The organism is Pseudomonas sp. WAC2 (assembly GCF_030403525.1).
Taxonomy (GTDB): domain Bacteria; phylum Pseudomonadota; class Gammaproteobacteria; order Pseudomonadales; family Pseudomonadaceae; genus Chryseomonas; species Chryseomonas luteola.
This window is the reverse complement of sequence record NZ_JAUEPD010000005.1, coordinates 172550-194879: the sequence shown is the minus strand read 5'-3', so window position 1 is coordinate 194879 and position 22330 is coordinate 172550. Positions and strand designations below refer to the sequence as shown.

The window sequence follows — 22330 nt, the reverse complement described above, 5'->3', positions numbered from 1 at the left end:
TGTCTGGAAAGAAGTTGTCTGATGATTTGAGGCACTGATTTAGAGCCTTTAGGCCGCTTTGTGAGGCGTTCTGCAGCCTTTTCCTTGCAAGTCATACGATGACTTGTCTAGAGTCTGTCTTTCCTCTTCGAATGCTCCTGTGCTGTATGCAGCACGAGCGGCCAATGTGGGCGTTGCTGTCGGGAGGATGACATGCCCGTCGCCACGTTTCGGCAGGCTATCCATAATAAGAACAAGGAGTAATGCCCCCATGGCTGATCAACAGCAGCATGGCGCTACGGCTGACGATACCCGTAGGCGCTTTCTCAAAACATCGCTCGTCCTTTCGGCTGCATCTGTAACCTTGGGCCGCTTCGGTCTTGCAGAAGCCGCAAGCCTCGAACCGCTCAGTGAGCGTTACCCGGATCCGCTGGTCCAGGTACTGGATGAGAGCTTTCTTAAATACCGTATTTTCAACGCGAGCATTGAAAAGCTCGGCACCGGCATGCGCTGGCTCGAAGGGCCGGTCTGGTTTGGTGACGGTCGGTATCTGCTGGTTAGTGATATTCCCAATAACCGCATCATGCGGTGGGACGAGGTTACCGGTAGCCTGAGCGTTTTCCGTGATTCTTCCAATTATTCCAATGGCTTGTGCCGGGATCGTCAGGGTCGCCTGTTGATCTGCGAAGGATCAACTACCACCACTGAAGGCCGCCGCATCACGCGGATGGAATATGACGGTCGCATCACTGTTCTAGCGGATCAGTTCGAAGGCAAGCGCTTCAACTCGCCGAACGATATTGCCGTGAAGCGTGACGACTCCATCTGGTTTACCGATCCACCGTTCCAGGCCGATAGTAATTATGAAGGACATAAGGTCCAGACCGAGCTGCCTCATGGGGTTTACCGTATCGATGGCAAGACGGGAGCAGTTACCCGGGTGATCGATAATCTGGCAGGGCCCAATGGCCTGTGCTTCTCGCCAGATGAAAAGACTCTGTATGTGGTCGAGGGGCGTGCCAAGCCGAACCGTCTGGTCTGGGCCTATGTGGTCAATGATGACGGTACGTTAGGTGAGCGGCGCAAGCATATCGAAGGTGTAAATTACGGGGCGCTGGACGGTATCAAGTGCGACGAAGACGGCAACCTCTGGTGTGGCTGGGGGAGCCCAGGTGTCCCGGAGGCCAAGCCGGAGGAGCTGGATGGCGTGATGGTCTTCAACCCGGCCGGCAAGGCGATCGGTCATATCCGTTTGCCGGAGCGCTGCCCGAATCTATGCTTCGGTGGTTTGAACGGTAACCGCCTCTTCATGGCGAGCAGCCACTCTCTTTATTCGCTGTATGTGAATACGCGCGGTGCGATCTATTTATAACAGGCGATAAAAAAGCGGCCAGCCGGGCAACGGCTGACTGCTTTCATAGTAAGGATCAGCTGACGGTGGGGCGGAAATACAAGGCATCGCCTTTATGCAAGCCAATGAGGCTATCGTGATCCTTGATGACCTCTGCCTCGATCAGCTCATCCTGACCATTCACGCGTAGCGTCACCCGTGTGGTCGCACCCAGCGGGCGAACATCACGGACTTCGGCAGGCTGATGCCCTGTGAGTGCCTCCCGGCTGATGGAGACTTCGTGGGGGCGGAACATGATCTCCGAGCCATTAACCTGCAAGCGGTTCGAGTCGCCCAGGAAATGGTAGACAAAGTCACTGGCGGGCTGCTCATAGACCTCGCCCGGCGAGCCAATCTGCTGAATCACGCCCTTGTTCATGACCACGATACGATCCGCCACTTCCATGGCTTCTTCCTGGTCGTGGGTAACGAAGACGGATGTCAGGTTGATTTCTTCATGTAGACGGGCCAGCCAGCGGCGCAGCTCTTTGCGTACCTTGGCGTCCAGCGCGCCAAACGGCTCATCAAGCAGCAGAATCTTCGGCTCTACCGCCAGCGCACGCGCCAGGGCGATCCGCTGACGTTGGCCGCCGGACAGCTGCTCGGGGTAGCGGTCGGCCAGCCAGTCCAACTGAACCATGTTTAGAAGCTCGTGGACCTTTTCGGCAATCACCTTCTCGCTGGGCCGTTCGCGCTTGGGCTTCATGCGCAGGCCAAACGCCACGTTGTCGAATACGGTCATGTGGCGGAACAGGGCGTAATGCTGGAACACAAAGCCTACGTTCCGATCTCGCACGTCACGGTCGGAGACGTCTTCGCCATGAAAGACAATGTTGCCGTTGTCCGGTGTTTCCAGGCCGGCAATGATCCGCAGCAGGGTGGTCTTGCCGCAGCCGGAAGGGCCTAGCAGGGCGACCAGTTCACCGCTCTGGATATCAAGGTTGATGTCATTCAAGGCCTGGAAAGCACCGAAGCGCTTGCTGACATTACGGATTTCGATGCTCATCAATGCGTCTCCTGAGTGCTGTTCTGGTTGGCGAGGCGGCTTTCGCTCCACTGCTTGAGCAGCAGGGTCAGCAGGGCCAGGGCCAGCAGCAGCGAGGCCACGCTGAACGCGGCCACATGGTTGTATTCGTTATAAAGGATCTCGACATGCAACGGCAGGGTGTTGGTTACGCCACGGATATGGCCGGATACGACCGATACCGCACCAAACTCACCCATGGCACGTGCGTTACACAGCACCACGCCATAGATCAGGCCCCATTTGATGTTGGGCAGGGTGACATGCCAGAACATCTGCCAGCCGTTGGCGCCCAGCAGCCGCGCGGCTTCCTCTTCCTGCGTGCCTTGCTCCTGCATCAACGGGATCAGTTCGCGGGCAACGAAAGGAAAGGTCACGAACAGGGTCGCCAGCACGATTCCAGGTACGGCAAAGATGATCTGAATATCGTGATCCTGCAGCCATGGGCCCAGCAGTCCCTGCGCCCCGAAGAGCAGTACATACACCAGGCCAGCAATGACCGGCGAAACGGAGAAGGGCAGATCGATCAACGTGACCAGGATGCTCTTGCCACGAAACTCGTACTTGCTCACGCACCAGGCCGCCGCCACGCCAAATACTACGTTCAGTGGCAGCGATATACCGGTCGCAATGAGCGTCAGTTTCAGAGCCGACAAGGCATCCGGCTCGATGATGGCACTAAAGAACGTGCCGAACCCCTCTTTCAGGGCTTCCGACAGGACGATATACAAGGGCAGCAACAGGAACAGTGTAAATACGATCCAGGTAGCTGTGATCAGGATACGACGCCCCCAGGGGCTGCCACGCCGAGTGGCACTGAGGGAGGATGGATTCGATGTATTCATGGTGTTCCCTCAAGGATGCTCGATGCGGCGCTGCAGCAGGTTGATGCCCAGCAGCAGGATGAACGACACCACCAGCATCATCACGCCAATGGCCGTGGCGCCGGTATAGTCGTATTGATCGAGCTTGACCATGATCAGCAGGGGCAGGATTTCAGTCTTCATCGGCATATTGCCGGCAATGAAGATAACCGAGCCGTACTCACCCACCCCGCGGGCGAAGGCCAGGGCGAAGCCGGTCAGCCACGCTGGAAGAATCGCCGGTAACAGAACATGACGAAACACCTGCAACGGCTTGGCGCCGAGGCAGGCTGCCGCTTCTTCAATTTCCTTGGGAATGTCCGCCAGCACAGGCTGCACGGTACGGACTACGAACGGCAGCGTGACGAACACCAGCGCCAGGGTGATACCCAGCGGGGTGAACGCAATCTTGATGCCCAGCGGTTGGAGCAGGCTGCCAATAAGTCCGGCCGGAGCATACAGCGCCGTTAAGGCAATGCCGGCAACGGCCGTTGGCAACGCAAAGGGCAGGTCGATCATGGCATCGATGATCTTGCGTCCGGGAAAGGTGTAGCGGACCAGTACCCAGGCCAGCAGTATCCCGATAACACTGTTGATAACAGCTGACGCAAACGCAGTGCCAAAGCTCAGGCGTAAGGCGGCCAGGACGCGCGGTGCGGTAATAATGGCCCAGAACTGGTCCCACGTAAGCTGGGCGGCATGGACAAACATGGCCCCGAGCGGAATCAGCACAAGCAGGCTGAGGTAGACAATGGTGTAGCCCAGGGTCAATCCGAAGCCGGGTATGACCGGGGAAGTACGACGCGACATAGTGTGTCCTTAGTCAGGCCCGCAGACCTGGCAAAAGGCCCCGGTTAGCCGGGACCATTCTGTGGAGCTCATCCGGGCATCAGTGGCCTTGGTAGATCTGGTCGAAAACCCCGCCATCATTGAAGAATTTGGGCTGCGCCGATTTCCAGCCGCCAAAGGCGTCATCGATGGTTACCAGTTCAAGCTTCGGAAACTGCTGGGCAAACTCGGCAGCCACCTTCTCGTTACGCGGACGGTAAAAGTTCTTCGCGGCAATACGCTGGCCCTCTTCACTGTACAGGTACTGCAGGTAGGCCTCGGCAACTTTGCGTGTCCCCTTGCGATCAACCACCCTGTCCACCACCGCTACCGGCGGCTCAGCCAGAATGGACAGCGACGGCACGATGATCTCGAACTGATCGCCGCCTTGTTCCTTCTTGGCCAAGAAGGCCTCGTTCTCCCAGGCGATGAGCACGTCGCCCAACTGATTGTTCACGAACGTGATGGTCGAACCGCGCGCCCCGGTATCCAGTACAGGGACATGCTTATAGAGGTCTTGCACATAAGCCTGTGCCTTCTCGTCAGTGCCGTACTGTTTCTTGGCCCAGGCCCAGGCTGCCAAAAAATTCCACCGAGCCCCGCCAGACGTTTTCGGATTGGGTGTAATGACTTCTACACCTTCTTTGGTCAGGTCGGCCCAGTCATGAATACCTTTCGGGTTACCCTTGCGTACCAGAAATACAATGGTCGAAGTATAGGGCGTGCTGTTATCGGGAAGACGAGTCTGCCAATTATCTGGCAGCAGCTTGCCGATGCTGCTGATCTGGTCAATATCGCCTGCAAGGGCCAGCGTGACTACATCCGCCCGTAGCCCATCGATCACCGAGCGCCCCTGTTTGCCTGAACCGCCATGCGAATTTTTGACGGTCACGGCTTCACCCGTTTCGCTTTTCCAGTGCTTGGCAAACGCCGCGTTGTACTCCTGGTACAGCTCACGTGTCGGATCGTAAGACACATTCAACAGTTCCGTTGCGGCTGCGGCCGGCCCTGCAATCAATACGCTGGCCAGCGCGGCCAAAGCGAAACGGCGGATAAACATGGAGCGGCTCCTTATGACTTTTTATTTAGCGTTAAGTAAGGCAATAGGGGTTGGAATGGCACGAACGTCGCATAGACGTTCAGGCCTTATTATTGGAAGGTAGCTGCGGGCGAAACTTTTCCTTGCGTTCAATCTGCACAACCTGCCCGTTATGCACGGTGATCTCGACCGAGCCGAAGCGCAGGCCCTGCAGAGCGTTTTGAATATCGTGAAGAATGGTGTCGTTGTGGTTATCCAGACTACGAAAGGGCGTTGCGCTCATGGAGTCTTCCTGATCGTCATGTCGTATTAACGGCGTGAGCGCATAGTGATGGAAATGGCTTATTTCTTAAAATACTGTTTGGTGATTTTCTTATGCTTTATGGTTTTAAGAAGCCGAGCGGTGACATTATTCGTAGCAAAAGCATGAGTGGACATCTGTAAATACTCAGTAATAATGGGCGAACGCCTGTTCACTGAGCGTATTCATTCTTACCCCCTCTGAGGTAATGCCAGCACTATGTGGTACAACGGCTTGCTCGATCTTTCAGTGTGGCAACTGATTGCGGTTACGCTGGTGCTCACGCACATCACCATCGTAAGCGTCACGGTGTACCTGCACCGTTATTCCGCTCACCGCTCGCTGGATCTCCATCCCGCGCTCAAGCACTTTTTCCGTTTCTGGTTGTGGTTGACCACGGCCATGAACACCCGTGAATGGACAGCCATTCATCGTAAGCACCACGCCAAATGCGAAACCGAAGACGATCCTCACAGCCCGGTTTTCAAAGGGCTCAGCACGGTCGTGCGCAAAGGCGCTGAACTTTATAAAGCGGAAGCCAAGAACGAAGAAACCTTGCGCATTTACGGCAAGAACTGCCCGGACGACTGGCTCGAGCGTAACGTATACAGCCGGTATCCCAACGGCGGCATCCTGCTCATGTTTCTTATCGACATCGCCCTGTTTGGTACGCTCGGACTAAGCGTCTGGGCTATCCAAATGGCCTGGATTCCTTTCTGGGCAGCCGGTGTGGTCAATGGCCTGGGGCATGCGGTGGGCTATCGCAATTTCGAGTGCCGCGACGCGGCTACCAACCTGATCCCTTGGGGCATCATCATTGGTGGCGAAGAGCTGCACAACAACCACCATACCTATCCGAACTCGGCCAAGCTGTCGGTCAAGAAGTGGGAGTTCGACATGGGCTGGGCCTGGATCAAGCTCTTTTCCTGGCTCAAGCTGGCAAAGGTCAATCGCGTGGCACCCATCGCGCATCGCGTGGAGGGGAAAGGGCTGCTCGATATGGATACGGCCATGGCAATTCTCAACAATCGCTTCCAGATCATGGCGCAGTACCGAAAGCAGGTCATTGCTCCCCTGGTCAAGCAGGAATGGCGCACGGCCGATCCAGCCAAGCGGCCGTTGATCCGCAGCGCAAAGCGGTTGCTGTCCCGTGAAACCAGTCTGCTCAAAGAGCGCCAACACGCTACAATTCAATCACTGCTCGAGCAAAGTCAGTCGCTCAAACTGATCTATGAGAAACGTTTGGCATTACAGCATATCTGGGTCAAGACCAGTGCCAACGGACATGACATGCTAGCGGCCATGAAGGAGTGGATTGTCGAGGCGGAGACAAGTGGCATCCAATCCTTGAAGGAATTTGCAGAGCATTTGAAGACGTACTCACTGCGACCAGCAACGACTTCAGCGCTTTCTTAAATAAACTTGAACAAAAGCCCGCCAAATGGCGGGCTTTTGTCTTTTCGGCAGCGGAACTGGAAACCCGAATGATGTTCTTATGCTGCTGGATTGATATAACGGCGACATTATGGACGAACAGCTGCTAGGTCCGCTTTCTGCGGATGAAACAATGCTCGCGTTACTGCATTCGCGTGCTGAGGCTGAGCGTCTGCGGGAACGTGAAAGACTCTTTAGCGCTCTGCTGGAAAGCGTTAATTCGGTTCTGTGGGCACTCAACTGGCAGACTAGTGAAGTCATCTATGTAAGCCCTGCCTATGAGCAGGTATTTGGTCGGCCGATCGCCCTGGCCATGACCAGCTACGACGTCTGGATAAATAACGTCTACCCCGATGACGTCGAATATGTTCAGGAAACGCTTAACCAGGTGCTTCAGCAGGGCGCCATGGAATCCCGTGAATACCGCATTATTCGAGGGGACGGAGAAATTCGCTGGCTAAGCGACAAGTGCTTCGTCAGCCAGCGCAGCGAAGCCGGTATGCCGCTGCTGGTCGTCGGTATCGCCGAAGACATCACCGAGAAAAAGCGCATGGAGGAAGAACTCCAGCGCCTGGCGACAACTGACGTGCTTACGCGCAGCAGTAACCGGCGTCACTTCTTCGAAAGCGCACAGCGTGCCTTTGAGTTGGCTAAAACGACCGCTGAGCCGCTGGCTTTTCTGCTTTTCGATATCGACGACTTCAAGAAAATCAACGACCGCTTCGGTCACCAGATGGGCGATCTGGTGCTTCAGCGTGTGGCTGAATGTGGAGCCCAAATGATCCGCCGGGGCGATCTGTTTGGCCGCATCGGTGGAGAAGAGTTTGCGCTGCTGCTGCCGGGCTGTGATCGAGAGCTGGCGGAGCAAATCGGGGTACGCTTGCAACGAGCAGTACGCCAGTTGATGGTGCCCACTCCCCAAGGCCCCCTGCGGGTTACGATCAGTCAGGGATTGGCCGTTCTCAAGGAAGACGACAAAGGGCTCGATGCCCTCTACGCTCGTGCTGACGAGGCCATGTACAAGGCCAAGCGGCAGGGTAAAGATCAGATCGTCCAGGGCTAGACGAAAACCCTTTTTACATTTAGTTTGCTCCCCTGCAAGGGAACCGGTCACTAATGACGGTTTTAATAGCTACATGAAATAAGACGGGGAAACCTTATTTCAAATAGCGTTAAAACGGTGTTGCTAGTGGTCTACGCTTAAGTTCTGAACTTATCGACCGATAAGTTCAGTAGCAACACAAAAATAGTTTGGAGCATCTATTTTCATGGGTAAGAAGCCTTTGGCTCTGGCTGTCGCCAGCGCTTGCTTGTCTCTGTATGCCTTTTCCTCCGCTCAAGCTGCTGGGTTCGTAGAAGACAGCAAGGCAACGCTTTCGATGCGGAACTTCTACATCAACACAGATAACCGCAATGGCTCTGCCAAGCCCTCGAAGAACGAGGAATGGGGCCAGGGTTTCATGCTCAACTATCAGTCCGGCTACACGCAAGGCACCGTTGGTTTTGGTGTTGATGCCGTTGGTATGTTGGGTTTGCGCCTGGATGGCGGCGGTCGTGTCGGTAAGTCCACGGCAGAGCGCCAGCCTAGTACTAGCGGCAGCTTTCCGTTGGATACAGATGGCAGCTATGAAAATGAGTTCAGCAGCCTGGGCCTGACGGCAAAAGTTAAAGTATCTGAGACGGAACTACGTTACGGCACCTTGTCTCCCAAGCTGCCGGTGGTGACTATTAACGATGGTCGCCTGTTGCCCCAAACCTTCCAAGGCGGTCAGATCCAGTCTAAAGAGATCAAGGACCTGACATTCACTGCCGGTCAGCTTTCCAAGACTAAAACTCGTGGATCAAGCAGCAGTGATAATTTGTCTATTGCCGGCGCTAATAGTGCTACTGGTGAAAATACCAATAAGTTTTGGTATGCCGGGGCTGATTACCAGCTAACTAAAGATCTGACCCTCCAGTACTACTACGGCAACCTGGAAGATTTCTATAAGCAGCACTTCCTGGGCTTGGGTCATAGCATCAAGTTAGGTGAAGGTACCTTTAAGACCGATCTGCGCTATTTCAACAGCAAAGACGATGGTGCAAATAATAATACCTCTTCTTATTACACTAGCGGCTATTACGGTGGTAATACGCTGAAGGGTAAGGTTGATAACCAACTGTATAGTGCTTTATTTGCTTACACTATTCAGGGGCATACTGTTGCTGCGGGTTATCAAATCAGCAATGGAAACAGTGATTTCCCGTTTATTAACACTGGCGGTGGTGCGACTGCATATATCAATACTGATGCACAGATCGCTAAATTCAATCGTGCAGGTGAGGATACTTGGCAGGTTCGCTACTCCTACGACTTTGCTGCCGTTGGTATGCCTGGCTTGACAGCTGGTGTTGTCTATCTGCGTGGCGATAACATTGATACAGGTCGTGGTGATAGAAGCGAATGGGAACGTGATTTCACGGTCACATACGTTATCCCGCAAGGTACTTTCAAAGGGTTAGGTCTTTCCTGGAAGAATGCTTCCTTCCGCACGGGCCTGCCGGCTTCTGCCCAAAATGCTTCTGGCGTCCCAGGTGCACGCGACCAAGACGAAAACCGTCTGATCGTCAGCTACTCGTTGCCGCTGCTCTAATAGAGCGGTTCGGAAAAAAGCCCGCCTTTATGGCGGGCTTTTTTTTGCGTGCTCACGGCGGGTACTGTATCGACAGGTGAGTGGCATAAAAAGCGCTACCTGGCTAAAAGTGTTTTGACCCAAAAGAGTGCATTGAAGGGTGGACGCTTTAAACGTTTGACTTTAGTTTTGCCGCCTCTTGCAGGAGGCACAACAGCCCGCCGAATAACAGCCTCTTGCCCCAAGCGTTGTAGCGCTCCGGCGCTGCAAGAAGTCGTTATTGCGTTGGAGCACACCTTGAATACCTCTCCTTTTGCCCTGGCGACTGCCATCGGGCTGCTTTCCTTGCATACGGCCGCGCAAGCAGGCGGTTTTATCGAAGACAGCAAGGCTACGCTGTCCATGCGTAACTTTTACATCAACTCCGACTACCGAAGCGGCGGCAAGGCAACGGACCCTTCCAAGGTCGAGGAGTGGGGACAGGCGTTCATACTCAACTATCAGTCCGGGTTCACACAGGGGCCGGTAGGTTTTGGAGTAGACGCGATAGGTATGTTGGGTCTGAAACTGGATTCTGGCAGTCATATCGGCAAAGGCAGTCGCCAGCCAGGAACTATGTTTCCCCGCGAAAGCAATGGTGCTTCCACGGATGATTTCAGCAGCCTGGGATTGACCGCCAAGGTTCGTGTTTCCAACACCGAGCTGCGCTATGGCACGCTGATGCCCAAGCTCCCTGTGGTCAACTACAACGATGGGCGCCTGTTGCCGCAAACCTACGAGGGCGGGCAGATCACCTCGAAAGAGTTCGATAACCTCACATTGATTGCAGGCCAGATCGAGCACGTTAAAGACCGTAACTCCAGCAACTATGAGTCGATTTCCATTGCCGGATCCAAGACGGACAGCAACCAGTTTCGCTATGCGGGGGCTGATTACCAGCTCACCAAAAAACTGACGCTCCAGTATTACTATGGCAGCTTGGAAGACTTCTACAAACAGCACTTCCTAGGCGCGCTACATAGTCAGCCGTTAGGCTCTGGTGTGTTGAAAACGGATCTACGGTATTTCGACAGCCGTAGCGATGGTGCCAATGGGCATGAGCCTGCGTACTACGCCAACGGGTATTACGATGGCGGGAGTGCGGTGAAAGGCAAGGTCGACAACCGCCTGTACAGTGCCATGTTCAGCTATAGCCTAGCGGGGCATACGCTGGGTGTAGGGTATCAGGGCTCGGAAGGTAACAGTGACTTCCCCTACCTTGAGCAAGGTAATGGCAAGACCCTGTACACCATCACCAATGCCCAGATAGGCAAGTTTATCCATGCGGGTGAGGATACCTGGCATGTCCGTTACGCGTACGACTTTGGAAACGTAGGTGTACAAGGGCTCAATGCCGGTGTTGCTTACTGGCATGGTGATAATGCCCGTTATCAAACAGGTGACAGAAGCGAATGGGAGCGTGATTTTACCGTGTCGTATACGGTGCCCAGAGGAGTCTTGAAGGGTGTGGGTCTTACGGTGAGAAATGCCATGTACCGGCCGGGCTTTCCCGGGCAGCGTGATCAGGATGAAACGCGCGTTATTATCAACTACTCCATTCCACTGCTCTGATGAGGTTGGAGGGGCTTGTCGCTACAGGGCAAGCCTTATCAAGCTTGGACCTGGCAGAAAAGAATTTCTCTGAATATTCAAGCCTTTCGGTGAAAAAGTGTTTTGCCTGAAATGATGGCACTTTGTTATGGACGAAACACTTTTTTACATTTAGTTTTGCGCCGCCGACAAGGGACGCGTCAGTGAACGCTTTATCTTTCAGGGAATGAAGATACAAGGCGTTATAAAGCCAACCTCAATTTACCCGCTCTCTTGCCGGCCTAGCCGTGCGGCCGTACGTATGCCTTAACAGCCGCTCTTGTTGTTGTTAGTTGTGGAGCATCTTTTGAACGTAAAACCTCTTGCCGCAGCCATTGCTGCCGGCTGCCTTGGCCTGACCCTAAACAGCGCTGCCCATGCAGCGGGCTTCCTGGAAGACAGCAAGGCTACCCTTACGTTACGTAACTTCTATTACAATCAGGATAACCGTGACTCGGCTGCGCCTAAATCTGCCTCCAAGGCGGAGGAGTGGGGGCAGGCGTTCATGCTCAACTACCAGTCCGGCTTTACCGAAGGGACGGTAGGGTTTGGTGTCGATGCCCTGGGCATGCTTGGGCTTAGACTTGACTCTGGCAAGGGTACGCATGGGACAGACGCCAACAGCGTTTTTCCGGCTAACAGCAGCGGCAATGGTGTTGATGATTTCTCAACGCTGGGCTTGACGGCCAAGGTTCGCATTTCCAAGACCGAACTGCGTTATGGCACGTTAATGCCTACCCTGCCGGTCGTGACTTATAACGACAGCCGCATGCTGCCACAGACCTTTGAGGGCGGCATGATCACCTCCAGGGAAATCGAAGGCCTGACCTTGAATGCCGGTCGCCTGGAGCATTCCAAGGCGCGTAACTCTTCAAACATGGACAGCCTGCGCATTCTTGGCGGCACCGAGCTCAGCAACGCGTTCTACTTTGCGGGGGGTGACTACAAGCTGACCAAGGACCTGACGGTCAGCTACTACTACGCCAACCTTGAAGATTACTACAAGCAGCATTTCCTGGGTCTGGTGCATGACTGGCAGATCGGTCCGGGTGTGCTTAAGAGTGACCTGCGTTATTTCCACAGTACCGAAGATGGTGCCAATGGACATAATCCGGACTACTACTCCAATGGCTACTACGGCAGCGGCGTAACCAAGGGCAAGGTCGATAACGATTTGTACAGCGGTCAGTTCCTGTACAGTGTGGCTGGCCATACCTTTGGCGGTGGCTATCAGGTCATCAACGGGGACAGTAACTTTCCCTTCCTGAACCAGGGGGATGGTGCTACGCCATACCTGATCACCTTCTCGCAGAATCAGAACTTTACGCGTACCGGTGAGCGGACCTGGCTGGTGCGCTACGCGTATGACTTTTCCAAGGTGGGCGTGCCGGGGTTGACGGCAGGTGTGGTCTATCTGAAGGGAGACCATATCGAGGCGGCTGGCAGCAATCCGAGCGAGTGGGAGCGGGACTTTACCCTGGGCTATACCGTGCCTACCGGAACCTTGAAAGGGCTGGGCATTCAGTGGCGTAACGCGGTATGGCGTAACGATGTCGCCAACACCCGCGATCAGGATGAAAACCGTCTGATGCTGAGCTATTCGATTCCGCTGCTCTAAGACGTGAATAAGGCCATCCTTTACGATGGTACGTAGACTGGAAATGCCGCCTCCCTTTTGGGAAGGCGGCATTTTCTTTTTGCAGAAGGCTCCACGGGTTTAGCGAGAGAGCTGTTCCAGCACGGCCTTGGCCGCAGGCTCCGAAGAGGCGGGGTTTTGGCCTGTTATCAGATTACCTTCAGTCAGTACGTAAGGCGCCCAGTCAGCCCCTTTGCTGTACAGGCCGCCGTTGGCTTTGAGCATATCTTCCACGAGGAAGGGTACGACGTCGGTGAGTTGAACCGCTTCCTCTTCAGTATTGGTGAAACCTGTTACCTGCTTACCCTTGACCAGAGGCTCACCGTCAGCAGTCTTGACCTTGGCCAGCACGCCGGGTGCATGGCAAACCAAGGCGGTGGGTTTGCCCATCGCATAAAAGGCTTCCAGCAGCGCAATGGAGTCCTGATCTTCAGCCAGATCCCAGAGCGGCCCATGGCCTCCGGGATAGAAAACAGCGTCGTAATCATCCGCCTTGACGCTCGCGAGCGGCACGGTATTGGCGAGAGCCGCCTGTGCGTCGGGATCATTACGGAAGCGTTCTGTCGCCTCGGTGCGCGCCTCTGGCTCATCACTCTTGGGGTCCAGAGGCGGCTGGCCCCCTTTGGGTGACGCCAGGGTCAGCGTAGCGCCTGAGTCCTTGAAGACATAATAAGGTGCCGCAAACTCTTCCAGCCAAAAGCCGGTCTTTTTACCGGTATTGCCTAGTTGGTCATGGGACGTCAGTACGAGAAGGATATTCATGTGATGGGTCCACCGATCCAGTTGCCGATAAGCTCCTTATGGAGCGCGGTAGGGGTATGGACAGCACACCCGAGAGGACAATTCAGCGTTATCACATGCGTGATGGCACTTGTACATGAAGTGCCTGGCGTGTTCACAAAAAACCGAAGCCTGGCGGGAGGCTCCGGTTTTATTCCACAGTACGCGTGTGCTTAGTTTCGCGCTCTGGGGGCAGGCTGCTGCTGGGTAATGCAGTGGATATTGCCACCGCCCAGCAAAATCTCGCGGCCTGGGACCTGTACGATCTCGCGCTCAGGGAAGCAGCGTTGAAGAACGTCCAGCGCTTCGGCATCTTCCGGGACATCGAACGTTGGTGCGATGATGGCGCCGTTGACGATCAGGAAGTTGACGTACGACGCCGCTAGACGCTCGCCTGACTTGCGTGGCTGACTGCCCACTGAAGCATCTACGGTTTCGTATTCTTCGTCCGACGCGTACAGAGGGCCGGGCGTTGGAATCTTGTGGACGGTGAACTTGCGGCCTTTGGCATCCGTGTTGGTTTCCAGTACCTCAAGCGCCGCGCGACACCGTGTATAGTTCGGGTCGTTTTCGTCGTCGCACCAGCTCAACAGCACTTCGGCAGGACGCACGTAGCAGCAGAAGTTATCCACATGACCGTCGGTTTCGTCGTTATACAAACCGTCCGGCAGCCAGATAACCTTATCCACAGCCAGATAATCACTCAAGATCGCCTCGATCTCACGCTGGGACAGATGCGGATTGCGGTTGCGGTTGAGCAGGCACTCGCCGGTGGTGATGAGCGTGCCTTCGCCATCGACATGGATAGAACCGCCTTCCAGCACAAAATCCTCAGTGCGGTAGCGGGGGCAGCTTTCCATCATCAGGATTTTACTGGCGACCTGATCGTCCCGCTTCCAGGGAAAATACAGCCCGCCAACCAGCCCGCCCCAGGCGTTGAAGGTCCAGTCCACACCGCGCACTTCGCCCTGATCGTTGATGACGAAAGTCGGCCCGGTATCACGCGCCCAGGCATCATCGTTGCTGATCTCGACGACACGAATGGCCGGGTGGTTGAGTCGTGCACAGGCATTGTCGAACTGAGCAGCAGAAACACCAACGGTGACCGGCTCGAAGCGTGCAATGGCTCGTGCGACTTCGGTAAAGGCCAGTTGGGCTGGCTTGGCACCCAGGCGCCAGTTATCGGTACGCTCGGGCCAGATCATCCAGACCTGCTTTTGGGGCTCCCACTCCGCGGGCATACGGAAGCCTTCAGCACGGGGTGTCGAGGCGAGCAGACTCATGATTGCAATTCTCCATCGAAGGGGTAGGTCGTACAGGTTCAGGCAACGGTCGCGAATGAGCAGGACATCCCGTTAACGGTAGCAGATTCGAGCGCCATTACTGGCTGGCCGTTATGCCGACAGGCAAAGGCGTGCTTTATAACGGATAAATATCCGACTTAAAAATGAATTTAAGCAATACCATTACAGCATGTGATAACTGGACGGATAACTATCGGTTTATTGGGCAACTGTTAGATCGTTTGGCAGGTACGTGTTTCGTTTGGGCAAATAGGGCGGAAGGTAAAGACTAAGGTAGGCATCGAAAACCCGATGGCTTTCTGCTGCCCAGCGAGGCGTAATAACGCCGTGCTGTTGTACGGATCTTGCGTAGACGCGATCACCCAGTTCCATGGCAAGGGCGAAGACGTCGATATCGTCCGGCAGGGGCGGCAGATGAAAATGGGCTGCGAACAGTGCCTGAAGCTGCTCGCCCAGCTGTGTGTCATGCTGTCGGTCGGCCTGGACTACTTCGGTCAGGCCATGATTGGCCAGGATCAATTGCCTGGCCGCGGCATCCTGTTCATATACTTCCAGCATGCGTGCCTCGACGATCCGCGACAGATCACGCCAGTCGTTAAGGCTGTCATGGTCGACGGAAGTCTGAAGACAGGCGCGAAACGCTGCATGAGCCTCTTGAGTAAGGGCCTCGAGCAAGGCGGCAACGCTGGGGAAAAAGTGATAGACCGAGGAAGGCGGAAGGCCCGCCCTTTCGGCGATGCCATAGATACTCAGGCGTGCAGGCCCTTGATCTATCAGCATATGCCGAGCCGCTGTCAGAATCTGCTCGATGCGCTGGCGGCTGCTGCTGCGCGCCTTGCGTGGGCTTGGGGTTCGGGCCATGACTCTACCAGTATCCTGGGTCGCAAAGGTGATGAGGTTCTGACAATGCCTGTACGGACACGCCGTATTACCGCGCCTTGTCAGAACCTGATACGGCCCATCCAGGGGTAGCTTGCCTGTTGATTCCCTCTGAAAACTTAGTGAGCCTGCTTGAATGTCTGCCAGAGACCTTCAAATGTCTGGCGAGTCTCGGCAGGTGGCGGAACCAGAGCAAACAGGCGACGGCGCAACGCTCCGTTGGGGTAAAGCGCATTTTCCTTCTGAAGCTCAGGCGAAAGCAACTTCATCGAGTCGAGGTTGGCGTTTGGATAAGAAGTTTCCTCGGTAATACGGGCCATGGACCGAGCGCTCATCACATAATTGATAAAGCGGTGCGCCAGCTCCGGATTCCGTGTCTTGCTGGGAATAACCAAGGTGTCCACAAAGACATACGTGCCTTCCTGCGGTACGACATAGCTGACCGGCTGGCCTGTCTTACGCGCATTGATTGCATCGCCTACGCTGTACACCATTGCTACGCATAGTTGGCCATTCTTGAATGCATCAACCGTGGCGTCGTTATCGATGGAGCGAACATAAGGGCGAATGCTCATCAGGTCCTTGGCAATTTTCTCCATCTGCGCGGGAGAGCTGCGCTCGGGAATGTTGCCCTGATAGTTCATCAGGATCGAAGCAACATAGATAGGGTCATCCAGCAGGTTGACTCCGCATTTGGAAAGACGCTTGATCTGCTCGGGATCAAACAGCACGCTCCAGCTCTCCGGCAGCGGACCGCCAAAGGCTTCCTGCGCCTTGGGAACGTTAATTGCCAGACCTACTGCGCCCCATAGATAGGGGACGGCATAATGATTGCCCGGATCCACGGAGTTCAGAATGCCCGAAATATAGGGATCGAGCTTGCTGGTATTGGGCAGCTGTTGGGTGTTGAGTTTTTGCAGCTTGTTTTCCCGGATGAGTCGTTTGAGCTCGTCATGGGAAGGGGCATACACATCGATCGGCGTGTCGCCATTCAAGAGGGCATTTGCCTCCTCAGAAGTGCTGAAGGTGTGGTAGTCGACACGGATGCCGGTGTCCTTCTGAAAATCACTGATGACCTGAGGGTCAATGTAATCCTCCCAGTTATAGACGTGCACAACCTCTTCGGCCTGGGCGAGCAGGGGCAGAATGGCAAGCGCCATGAGCAGCTTTCGCATGGAAACTCCTTGTGTTCCATCATGGGACCTTCCGTGGAACTAAGGCCAGGACGGTACGAAAAGCTGCAAAGTGTGACGGCGTTCTCGTAAACAGACAACGGCCGCCCGGCGAGGACGAACGGACGTTGTCTACAACCGATGTGCTAGACGGTGTGCAGGTACCAGTTGTATTCGAGATCCGAGATAGAGTGCTCGAATTCTTCCAGTTCATGCTCCTTACAGGCCACGAAGATATCGATGTACTTCGAATCGATGTATCGCGCCATGATTTCGCTGTCGTCCAGTTGCCGCAAGGCATCACGCAGGTTGTTCGGCAGGCTTTGCTCGTGCTGCTCGTAAGAGTTGCCTTCGGTCACCGGCGGCGGTTCGACGTGATTGGTCAGACCATGATGAATTCCGGCCAGTACGCCTGCCAGTAGCAGGTAGGGGTTGGCATCAGCGCCCGCCACACGGTGCTCGATCCGCACGGCATCGGGCGTGCCGGTCGGAATGCGCAGCGCCGTGGTGCGGTTATCCAGCCCCCAGCTTGGTGCATTAGGTACGTAGAACTGCGAGCCGAAGCGGCGATAGGAATTCACGTTGGGGCATAGAAAGGCCATCGAGGCGGGCAGGGTCTCGAGCACACCGCCGACGGCGTGACGTAACGCGGCGTTCTGCTCGGGATCCTCGCTCGTGAAAATATTGTTGCCATTCTTGTCCAGCAGCGAAATGTGCACATGCAGACCGTTACCTGCCTGCCCCGGATAGGGCTTGGCCATGAAGGTAGTGTCCATTTCATGGTCGTAGGCGATGTTCTTGATCAGCCGCTTGAGCAGCACTGCGTAATCACATGCCTTGATCGGGTCGGCCACGTGATTGAGGTTGACCTCGAACTGCGCGGGAGCCGACTCGGCCACGACGGCATCGGCAGGGATATTCTGCGCACGGGCACCGTCGATGATGTCCTGCAGACAATCGGCGTACTCGTCGAGATCATCGATGGAGTAAACCTGAACGGACTGCGGGCGCTTGCCGGAAATAGGCGAGCGGGGCGGCTGGGGCCGGCCGTTGATGTTTTCCTGATCGATCAGATAGAACTCAAGCTCGAAGGCCGCGACGACCGTCAGTTCCATCTCGGTAAAGCGTTCAACGACCTGACGCAGCACTTCGCGAGGATCGGCGAAGAATGGCGCGCCTTCCATTTCGTGCATGGTCATCAGGAGTTGTGCGGTGGGGCGTTTCTGCCAGGGCTCCATGGAGAGCGTACCGGCGATGGGGTAGCAGACGCGGTCGGCGTCACCGATATCAAGGCCGAGGCCTGTGCTTTCTACGGTGGAGCCGGTGATATCGAGGGCGAAGAGTGAGGCGGGTAGATTGATTCCTCTTTCGAAGACTTTGGGCAGACTGTTTCGGTCGATGCGTTTACCACGCACCACGCCGTTCATGTCCGAGATCAGAAGGTCGACGAACTGCACTTCAGGATGTGCCTGGAGGAAGTCGGTCGCTTCATTCAAGTGAACGGCACGCGGGGGTACCGACATGATGCAACACCTATAGTTGTTAAAAATATCAATCAGCGGGGGACTTCACCTAGGAGTCAATCCGAAAGGGCACCTAAAGTCAACTTTGCTCGTTATTGGTGCTCGAAGGCCTCATCACGGCCTTTCATTGGGGCACAGGGCTTCGCTTGAGACCCCGTAACACGCCGGCTGAAAGAGAATGTGCGAACCGCATGAGCGGTCTTGAAAGAACGGTTGTGGAAAAAAATGAACAAGACTACTCTCCAATTCATCCAACCATGGCAAACGTAACGGGTGTCCCATGTCGTGCCTGCCGTTGATCGGCGTGACCGCCTGCACCAAGCAGATCGGTTTGCATACCTTCCACATCGCCGGCGACAAGTATCTGCGTGCCGTCGTGACCGGAGCGGGTGGCCTACCACTTGTTATTCCCGCGCTGGCTGATCTGCTTGACCAGCCCACCTTGCTTGCACGTCTCGATGGATTGATGTTTACCGGCTCGCCTTCCAACGTGGAGCCGCATCATTACCAGGGGCCTCCCAGCGCGCCGGGCACCGCCCATGATCCTGATCGCGACCGTACCACTCTGCCGCTGATTCGGGCGGCCGTGGATGCAGGTGTTCCTGTGCTCGGTATCTGCCGCGGATTTCAGGAGATGAACGTGGCAATGGGCGGCAGCCTGTATCAGAAGGTGCACGAGGCCGGCCCGTTTGCCGACCACCGCGAGCGACCGGATGACCCGCTTGACCTGCAGTACGCGCCCAGTCATGCCGTTCATGTTCAGCCGGGCGGTGTATTCGAGCGCTTGGGGTTGCCCGAGCAGTTCCAGGTCAATTCCCTGCATGGGCAGGGCGTCGAGCGTCTCGCGCCTGGTCTTCGGGCCGAAGCTCTGGCGCCGGATGGCCTGGTGGAAGCGTTTTCCGTAGAGGGCGCCTCTGTCTTTGCCGTTGGGGTGCAGTGGCATCCTGAATGGCAGGTACGCTCCAATTCGAATTATCTGGCGATTTTCAACGCCTTTGGCGATGCCTGCCGACAGCGGGCCGGGCAGCGCTGACGGCGGTCCTTGACCGCCGTATCATCCTGCTTGGACGGTAAGTCCATATGCCTTCCGGGCAGGTTTTTCAAAACCTTGAGGTCTTTATGGCTAACCAGCTTGACCAGCTCACCCAGTGGTTGAAAGAACACAAGATCACCGAAGTCGAATGCCTGATTTCCGATTTGACCGGCATCGCCCGCGGCAAGATCTCGCCCACTTCGAAATTCATCAATGAAAAAGGCATGCGTCTGCCGGAGAGCGTTCTGTTGCAGAGCGTGACGGGAGACTATGTCGAGGATGATATCTATTACGAGCTTCTCGATCCGGCCGATATTGACATGCTTTGCCGGCCTGACGAGAACGCTGTCTTCCTCGTGCCCTGGGCCATCGAGCCCACGGCGCAAGTCATCCACGACACCTACGACAAGCAGGGTCGCCCGATCGAACTGTCTCCGCGCAATATCCTGAAGAAGGTGCTCAAGCTGTATGCCGACAAAGGCTGGAAGCCGATCGTCGCGCCCGAGATGGAGTTCTATCTCACCAAGCGTAGCGATGACCCGGATTATCCCCTGCAGCCCCCGGTAGGCCGTTCCGGTCGCCAGGAGACGGGTCGCCAGTCGTTCTCGATCGATGCCGCCAACGAGTTCGATCCGCTCTTTGAAGACATGTACGACTGGTGCGAGCTTCAGAAGCTGGATCTGGATACGCTGATTCATGAGGAAGGCACGGCCCAGATGGAAATCAATTTCCGTCATGGCGATGCCCTGCATCTGGCGGACCAGATCATTGTATTCAAGCGAACCATGCGCGAGGCCGCTCTGAAGCACAACGTCACGGCTACCTTCATGGCCAAGCCCATGACCGGTGAGCCCGGCAGCGCGATGCACCTGCACCAGAGCGTCGTGGACCTGAAGACAGGCAAGACGGTGTTTTCGGAAGACGACGGCACGATGAGCGAGCTGTTCCGTCATCACATTGGTGGGTTGCAGAAATACATCCCCGAAGCCTTGCCCCTGTTTGCGCCCAATGTGAACTCGTTTCGTCGTTTCCTGCCGGACACTTCTGCTCCGGTAAACGTGGAGTGGGGCGAAGAGAACCGCACTGTAGGCCTTCGGGTGCCGGATTCCGACCCGCAGAATCGCCGTGTGGAAAACCGTTTGGCCGGTGCAGACGCCAATCCCTATCTGGCGCTGGCTGCCAGTCTTCTGTGTGGGTATCTGGGCATGATCGAAGGCATCGAACCTAGCGCTCCCGTCAAGGGGCGTGGCTACGAGCGTCGTAACCTGCGCCTGCCGCTGACGCTGGAAGCAGCCTTGGAGCGCATGGAGCAGTCCGTGACCATTGAGCAATACCTGGGCACACGCTTCACGCGGGGCTATGTGGCCGTCAAGCGCGCCGAGCATGAAAACTTCAAGCGGGTCATCAGTTCCTGGGAGCGCGAGTTCCTGTTGATGAGCGTATGACCTGATCGCGCCAGCACAGCTGGCGCATTCCAACCCAGGAGGTGTTATGAACGACAGGACCGTCAGCGAGCGTACCGCGCACTGGCAGGCACTCAGCCGGAACCATCACCTGCCGCCCTTTACGGATTACAAGCAGCTCAATGCAAAGGGCTCGCGCATCATCACGCGTGCCGAAGGCATCTATCTGTGGGACAGCGATGACAATCGCATCCTCGATGGGATGGCCGGGCTGTGGTGTGTGAATGTCGGCTATGGCCGTGAAGAGCTGGTTCAGGCCGCTACCCGGCAGATGCGCGAACTGCCTTACTACAACCTGTTCTTCCAGACTGCGCACCCGCCAGCTATCGAGTTGGCCAAGGCGATTGCAGATATCGCACCCGACGGCATGAACCACGTGTTCTTTACCGGCTCGGGCTCGGAGTCCAACGATACTGTCCTGCGCATGGTTCGTCATTACTGGGCGACCAAGGGGCAGCCACAGAAGAAGATTATCATCGGCCGCTGGAATGGTTATCACGGGTCAACCGTGGCCGGCGTGAGCCTGGGCGGCATGAAGGCCTTGCACGAGCAGGGCGATCTGCCCATTCCGGGAATCGAGCACATCGACCAGCCTTACTGGTATGGCGAGGGCGGCGACATGAGCCCGGATGAGTTCGGGATTCGCATCGCCGATCAGCTGGAGCAAAAAATCCTGGAACTCGGCGAGGATAAGGTGGCCGCCTTTATTGCCGAGCCAATTCAGGGCGCTGGAGGTGTAATCGTTCCGCCGGACACCTATTGGCCGCGGATTCGCGAAATACTGGCGAAATACGACATTCTGTTCATCTCCGATGAAGTTATCTGTGGGTTCGGGCGTACCGGAGAATGGTTCGGCAGTCAGCACTACGGCATAACGCCAGACCTCATGCCCATCGCCAAGGGGCTGACCTCCGGTTATATCCCCATGGGAGGTGTGATCGTGCGGGACGAGATCGTCGAGGTGCTCAACCAGGGCGGCGAGTTCTACCACGGTTTCACCTACTCGGGGCATCCGGTTGCGGCAGCTGTGGCGCTGGAGAACATCCGCATCCTGCGCGACGAGGGCATTATCGAGCGAGTCAAAAGCGAAACGGCACCTTACTTGCAGAAGTGCTGGCAGACGCTGGCTGATCATCCGCTGGTAGGCGAGGCGAGGGGTGTGGGCCTGGTGGCCGCGTTGGAGCTGGTACAGGACAAGCGGACAAGGGCGCGCTTCACGGGACGCGAGGCAGGCATGATCTGTCGGGAACATTGCTTCCGCAATGGCCTGATTATGCGGGCCGTGGGCGATACCATGATCATTTCGCCACCGCTGGTCATCACGCCCGCGCAGATCGATGAGCTGATGGTGCTGGTGCGCAAGTGCCTGGACCTGACGGCTGCCGACCTGCATCGGTAGTGAAGACGAGTCGCGAGCAGAACGAGCGTCCAGGGGTGTTTG

Annotated in this window: 19 protein-coding genes; 9 read left to right on the top strand and 10 right to left on the bottom strand. The window is 55.9% G+C overall.

All coding sequences use genetic code 11. The features are described 5' to 3' along the window. The first annotated feature begins 250 nt into the window (after positions 1-250). Complete coding sequence (locus QWJ10_RS12695; protein WP_289926825.1) at positions 251-1351, top strand: SMP-30/gluconolactonase/LRE family protein; 1101 nt, start codon at positions 251-253, stop codon at positions 1349-1351. Positions 1352-1406: 55 nt separating this feature from the next. Here the strand turns inward: QWJ10_RS12695 and QWJ10_RS12690 are convergent, their stop codons facing one another. The 5 genes from QWJ10_RS12690 to oscA all read right to left on the bottom strand — a co-directional run bounded on the left by QWJ10_RS12690 (position 1407) and on the right by oscA (position 5406). Next, positions 1407-2375 (bottom strand): sulfate ABC transporter ATP-binding protein, encoded by a 969-nt coding sequence (locus tag QWJ10_RS12690; RefSeq protein WP_010795680.1) that lies wholly within the window; start codon positions 2373-2375, stop codon positions 1407-1409. Further along, positions 2375-3238: a sulfate ABC transporter permease subunit CysW gene (gene cysW, locus QWJ10_RS12685; RefSeq protein WP_122041705.1), complete on the bottom strand. Its 864-nt coding sequence runs from the start codon at positions 3236-3238 to the stop codon at positions 2375-2377. The genes QWJ10_RS12690 and cysW overlap by 1 nt, the downstream gene beginning before the upstream one ends. A gap of 9 nt (positions 3239-3247) precedes the next feature. Beyond that, entirely contained in the window at positions 3248-4066 is an 819-nt protein-coding gene (gene cysT / locus QWJ10_RS12680; protein WP_010795678.1) for a sulfate ABC transporter permease subunit CysT, read from the bottom strand. 79 nt (positions 4067-4145) lie between these two features. Further along, positions 4146-5144, bottom strand: a complete 999-nt coding sequence (locus QWJ10_RS12675) for a sulfate ABC transporter substrate-binding protein (protein WP_289926821.1) — start codon at positions 5142-5144, stop codon at positions 4146-4148. A 79-nt stretch (positions 5145-5223) separates the two neighbouring features. Continuing rightward, a complete protein-coding gene (gene oscA, locus QWJ10_RS12670; protein ID WP_010795676.1) occupies positions 5224-5406 on the bottom strand; it encodes a sulfur starvation response protein OscA in 183 nt (60 codons plus the stop codon). Between the two features lie 237 nt (positions 5407-5643). On the opposite strand from oscA, the gene desA reads away from it, so the two are divergent. The 5 genes from desA (at position 5644) to QWJ10_RS12645 (ending at position 12717) form a co-directional block, all read left to right on the top strand. After that, positions 5644-6840 carry a delta-9 fatty acid desaturase DesA gene (gene desA, locus QWJ10_RS12665; RefSeq protein ID WP_289926819.1) on the top strand — a complete coding sequence of 399 codons (1197 nt, stop codon included), beginning with the start codon at positions 5644-5646 and terminating at the stop codon, positions 6838-6840. Positions 6841-6949: 109 nt separating this feature from the next. Continuing rightward, on the top strand, positions 6950-7921 hold the full coding sequence (locus QWJ10_RS12660; protein WP_074822222.1) for a sensor domain-containing diguanylate cyclase: 972 nt from the start codon (positions 6950-6952) through the stop codon (positions 7919-7921). A 205-nt stretch (positions 7922-8126) separates the two neighbouring features. Further along, positions 8127-9491, top strand: coding sequence for an OprD family porin (locus QWJ10_RS12655; protein WP_289926816.1), 1365 nt, complete (start codon positions 8127-8129; stop codon positions 9489-9491). A 276-nt stretch (positions 9492-9767) separates the two neighbouring features. Further along, complete coding sequence (locus QWJ10_RS12650) at positions 9768-11081, top strand: OprD family porin (RefSeq protein WP_289926813.1); 1314 nt, start codon at positions 9768-9770, stop codon at positions 11079-11081. 352 nt (positions 11082-11433) lie between these two features. After that, positions 11434-12717, top strand: coding sequence for an OprD family porin (locus QWJ10_RS12645; RefSeq protein WP_289927234.1), 1284 nt, complete (start codon positions 11434-11436; stop codon positions 12715-12717). A gap of 99 nt (positions 12718-12816) precedes the next feature. On the opposite strand, the gene QWJ10_RS12640 is transcribed toward QWJ10_RS12645, so the two are convergent. From QWJ10_RS12640 to QWJ10_RS12620, 5 genes are all read right to left on the bottom strand, one after another. Continuing rightward, positions 12817-13497, bottom strand: a complete 681-nt coding sequence (locus QWJ10_RS12640; protein ID WP_197872826.1) for a type 1 glutamine amidotransferase domain-containing protein — start codon at positions 13495-13497, stop codon at positions 12817-12819. A 191-nt stretch (positions 13498-13688) separates the two neighbouring features. Beyond that, positions 13689-14798, bottom strand: coding sequence for an agmatine deiminase (aguA, locus tag QWJ10_RS12635; RefSeq protein ID WP_289926811.1), 1110 nt, complete (start codon positions 14796-14798; stop codon positions 13689-13691). 219 nt (positions 14799-15017) lie between these two features. Then, positions 15018-15680, bottom strand: coding sequence for a TetR/AcrR family transcriptional regulator (locus QWJ10_RS12630; RefSeq protein ID WP_289926809.1), 663 nt, complete (start codon positions 15678-15680; stop codon positions 15018-15020). Positions 15681-15817: 137 nt separating this feature from the next. After that, positions 15818-16873 (bottom strand): extracellular solute-binding protein, encoded by a 1056-nt coding sequence (locus QWJ10_RS12625; RefSeq protein ID WP_289926807.1) that lies wholly within the window; start codon positions 16871-16873, stop codon positions 15818-15820. A gap of 143 nt (positions 16874-17016) precedes the next feature. Beyond that, positions 17017-18393: a glutamine synthetase family protein gene (locus tag QWJ10_RS12620; protein ID WP_074822246.1), complete on the bottom strand. Its 1377-nt coding sequence runs from the start codon at positions 18391-18393 to the stop codon at positions 17017-17019. A gap of 280 nt (positions 18394-18673) precedes the next feature. Between QWJ10_RS12620 and QWJ10_RS12615 the strand changes: the two genes are divergently transcribed. The 3 genes from QWJ10_RS12615 (at position 18674) to QWJ10_RS12605 (ending at position 22288) form a co-directional block, all read left to right on the top strand. Next, positions 18674-19426, top strand: coding sequence for a gamma-glutamyl-gamma-aminobutyrate hydrolase family protein (locus tag QWJ10_RS12615; RefSeq protein WP_197872822.1), 753 nt, complete (start codon positions 18674-18676; stop codon positions 19424-19426). An 86-nt stretch (positions 19427-19512) separates the two neighbouring features. Then, positions 19513-20871 (top strand): glutamine synthetase family protein, encoded by a 1359-nt coding sequence (locus QWJ10_RS12610; protein ID WP_010795663.1) that lies wholly within the window; start codon positions 19513-19515, stop codon positions 20869-20871. Positions 20872-20917: 46 nt separating this feature from the next. Continuing rightward, positions 20918-22288 carry an aspartate aminotransferase family protein gene (locus QWJ10_RS12605; protein ID WP_289926802.1) on the top strand — a complete coding sequence of 457 codons (1371 nt, stop codon included), beginning with the start codon at positions 20918-20920 and terminating at the stop codon, positions 22286-22288. The last annotated feature ends 42 nt before the right edge of the window (positions 22289-22330 follow it).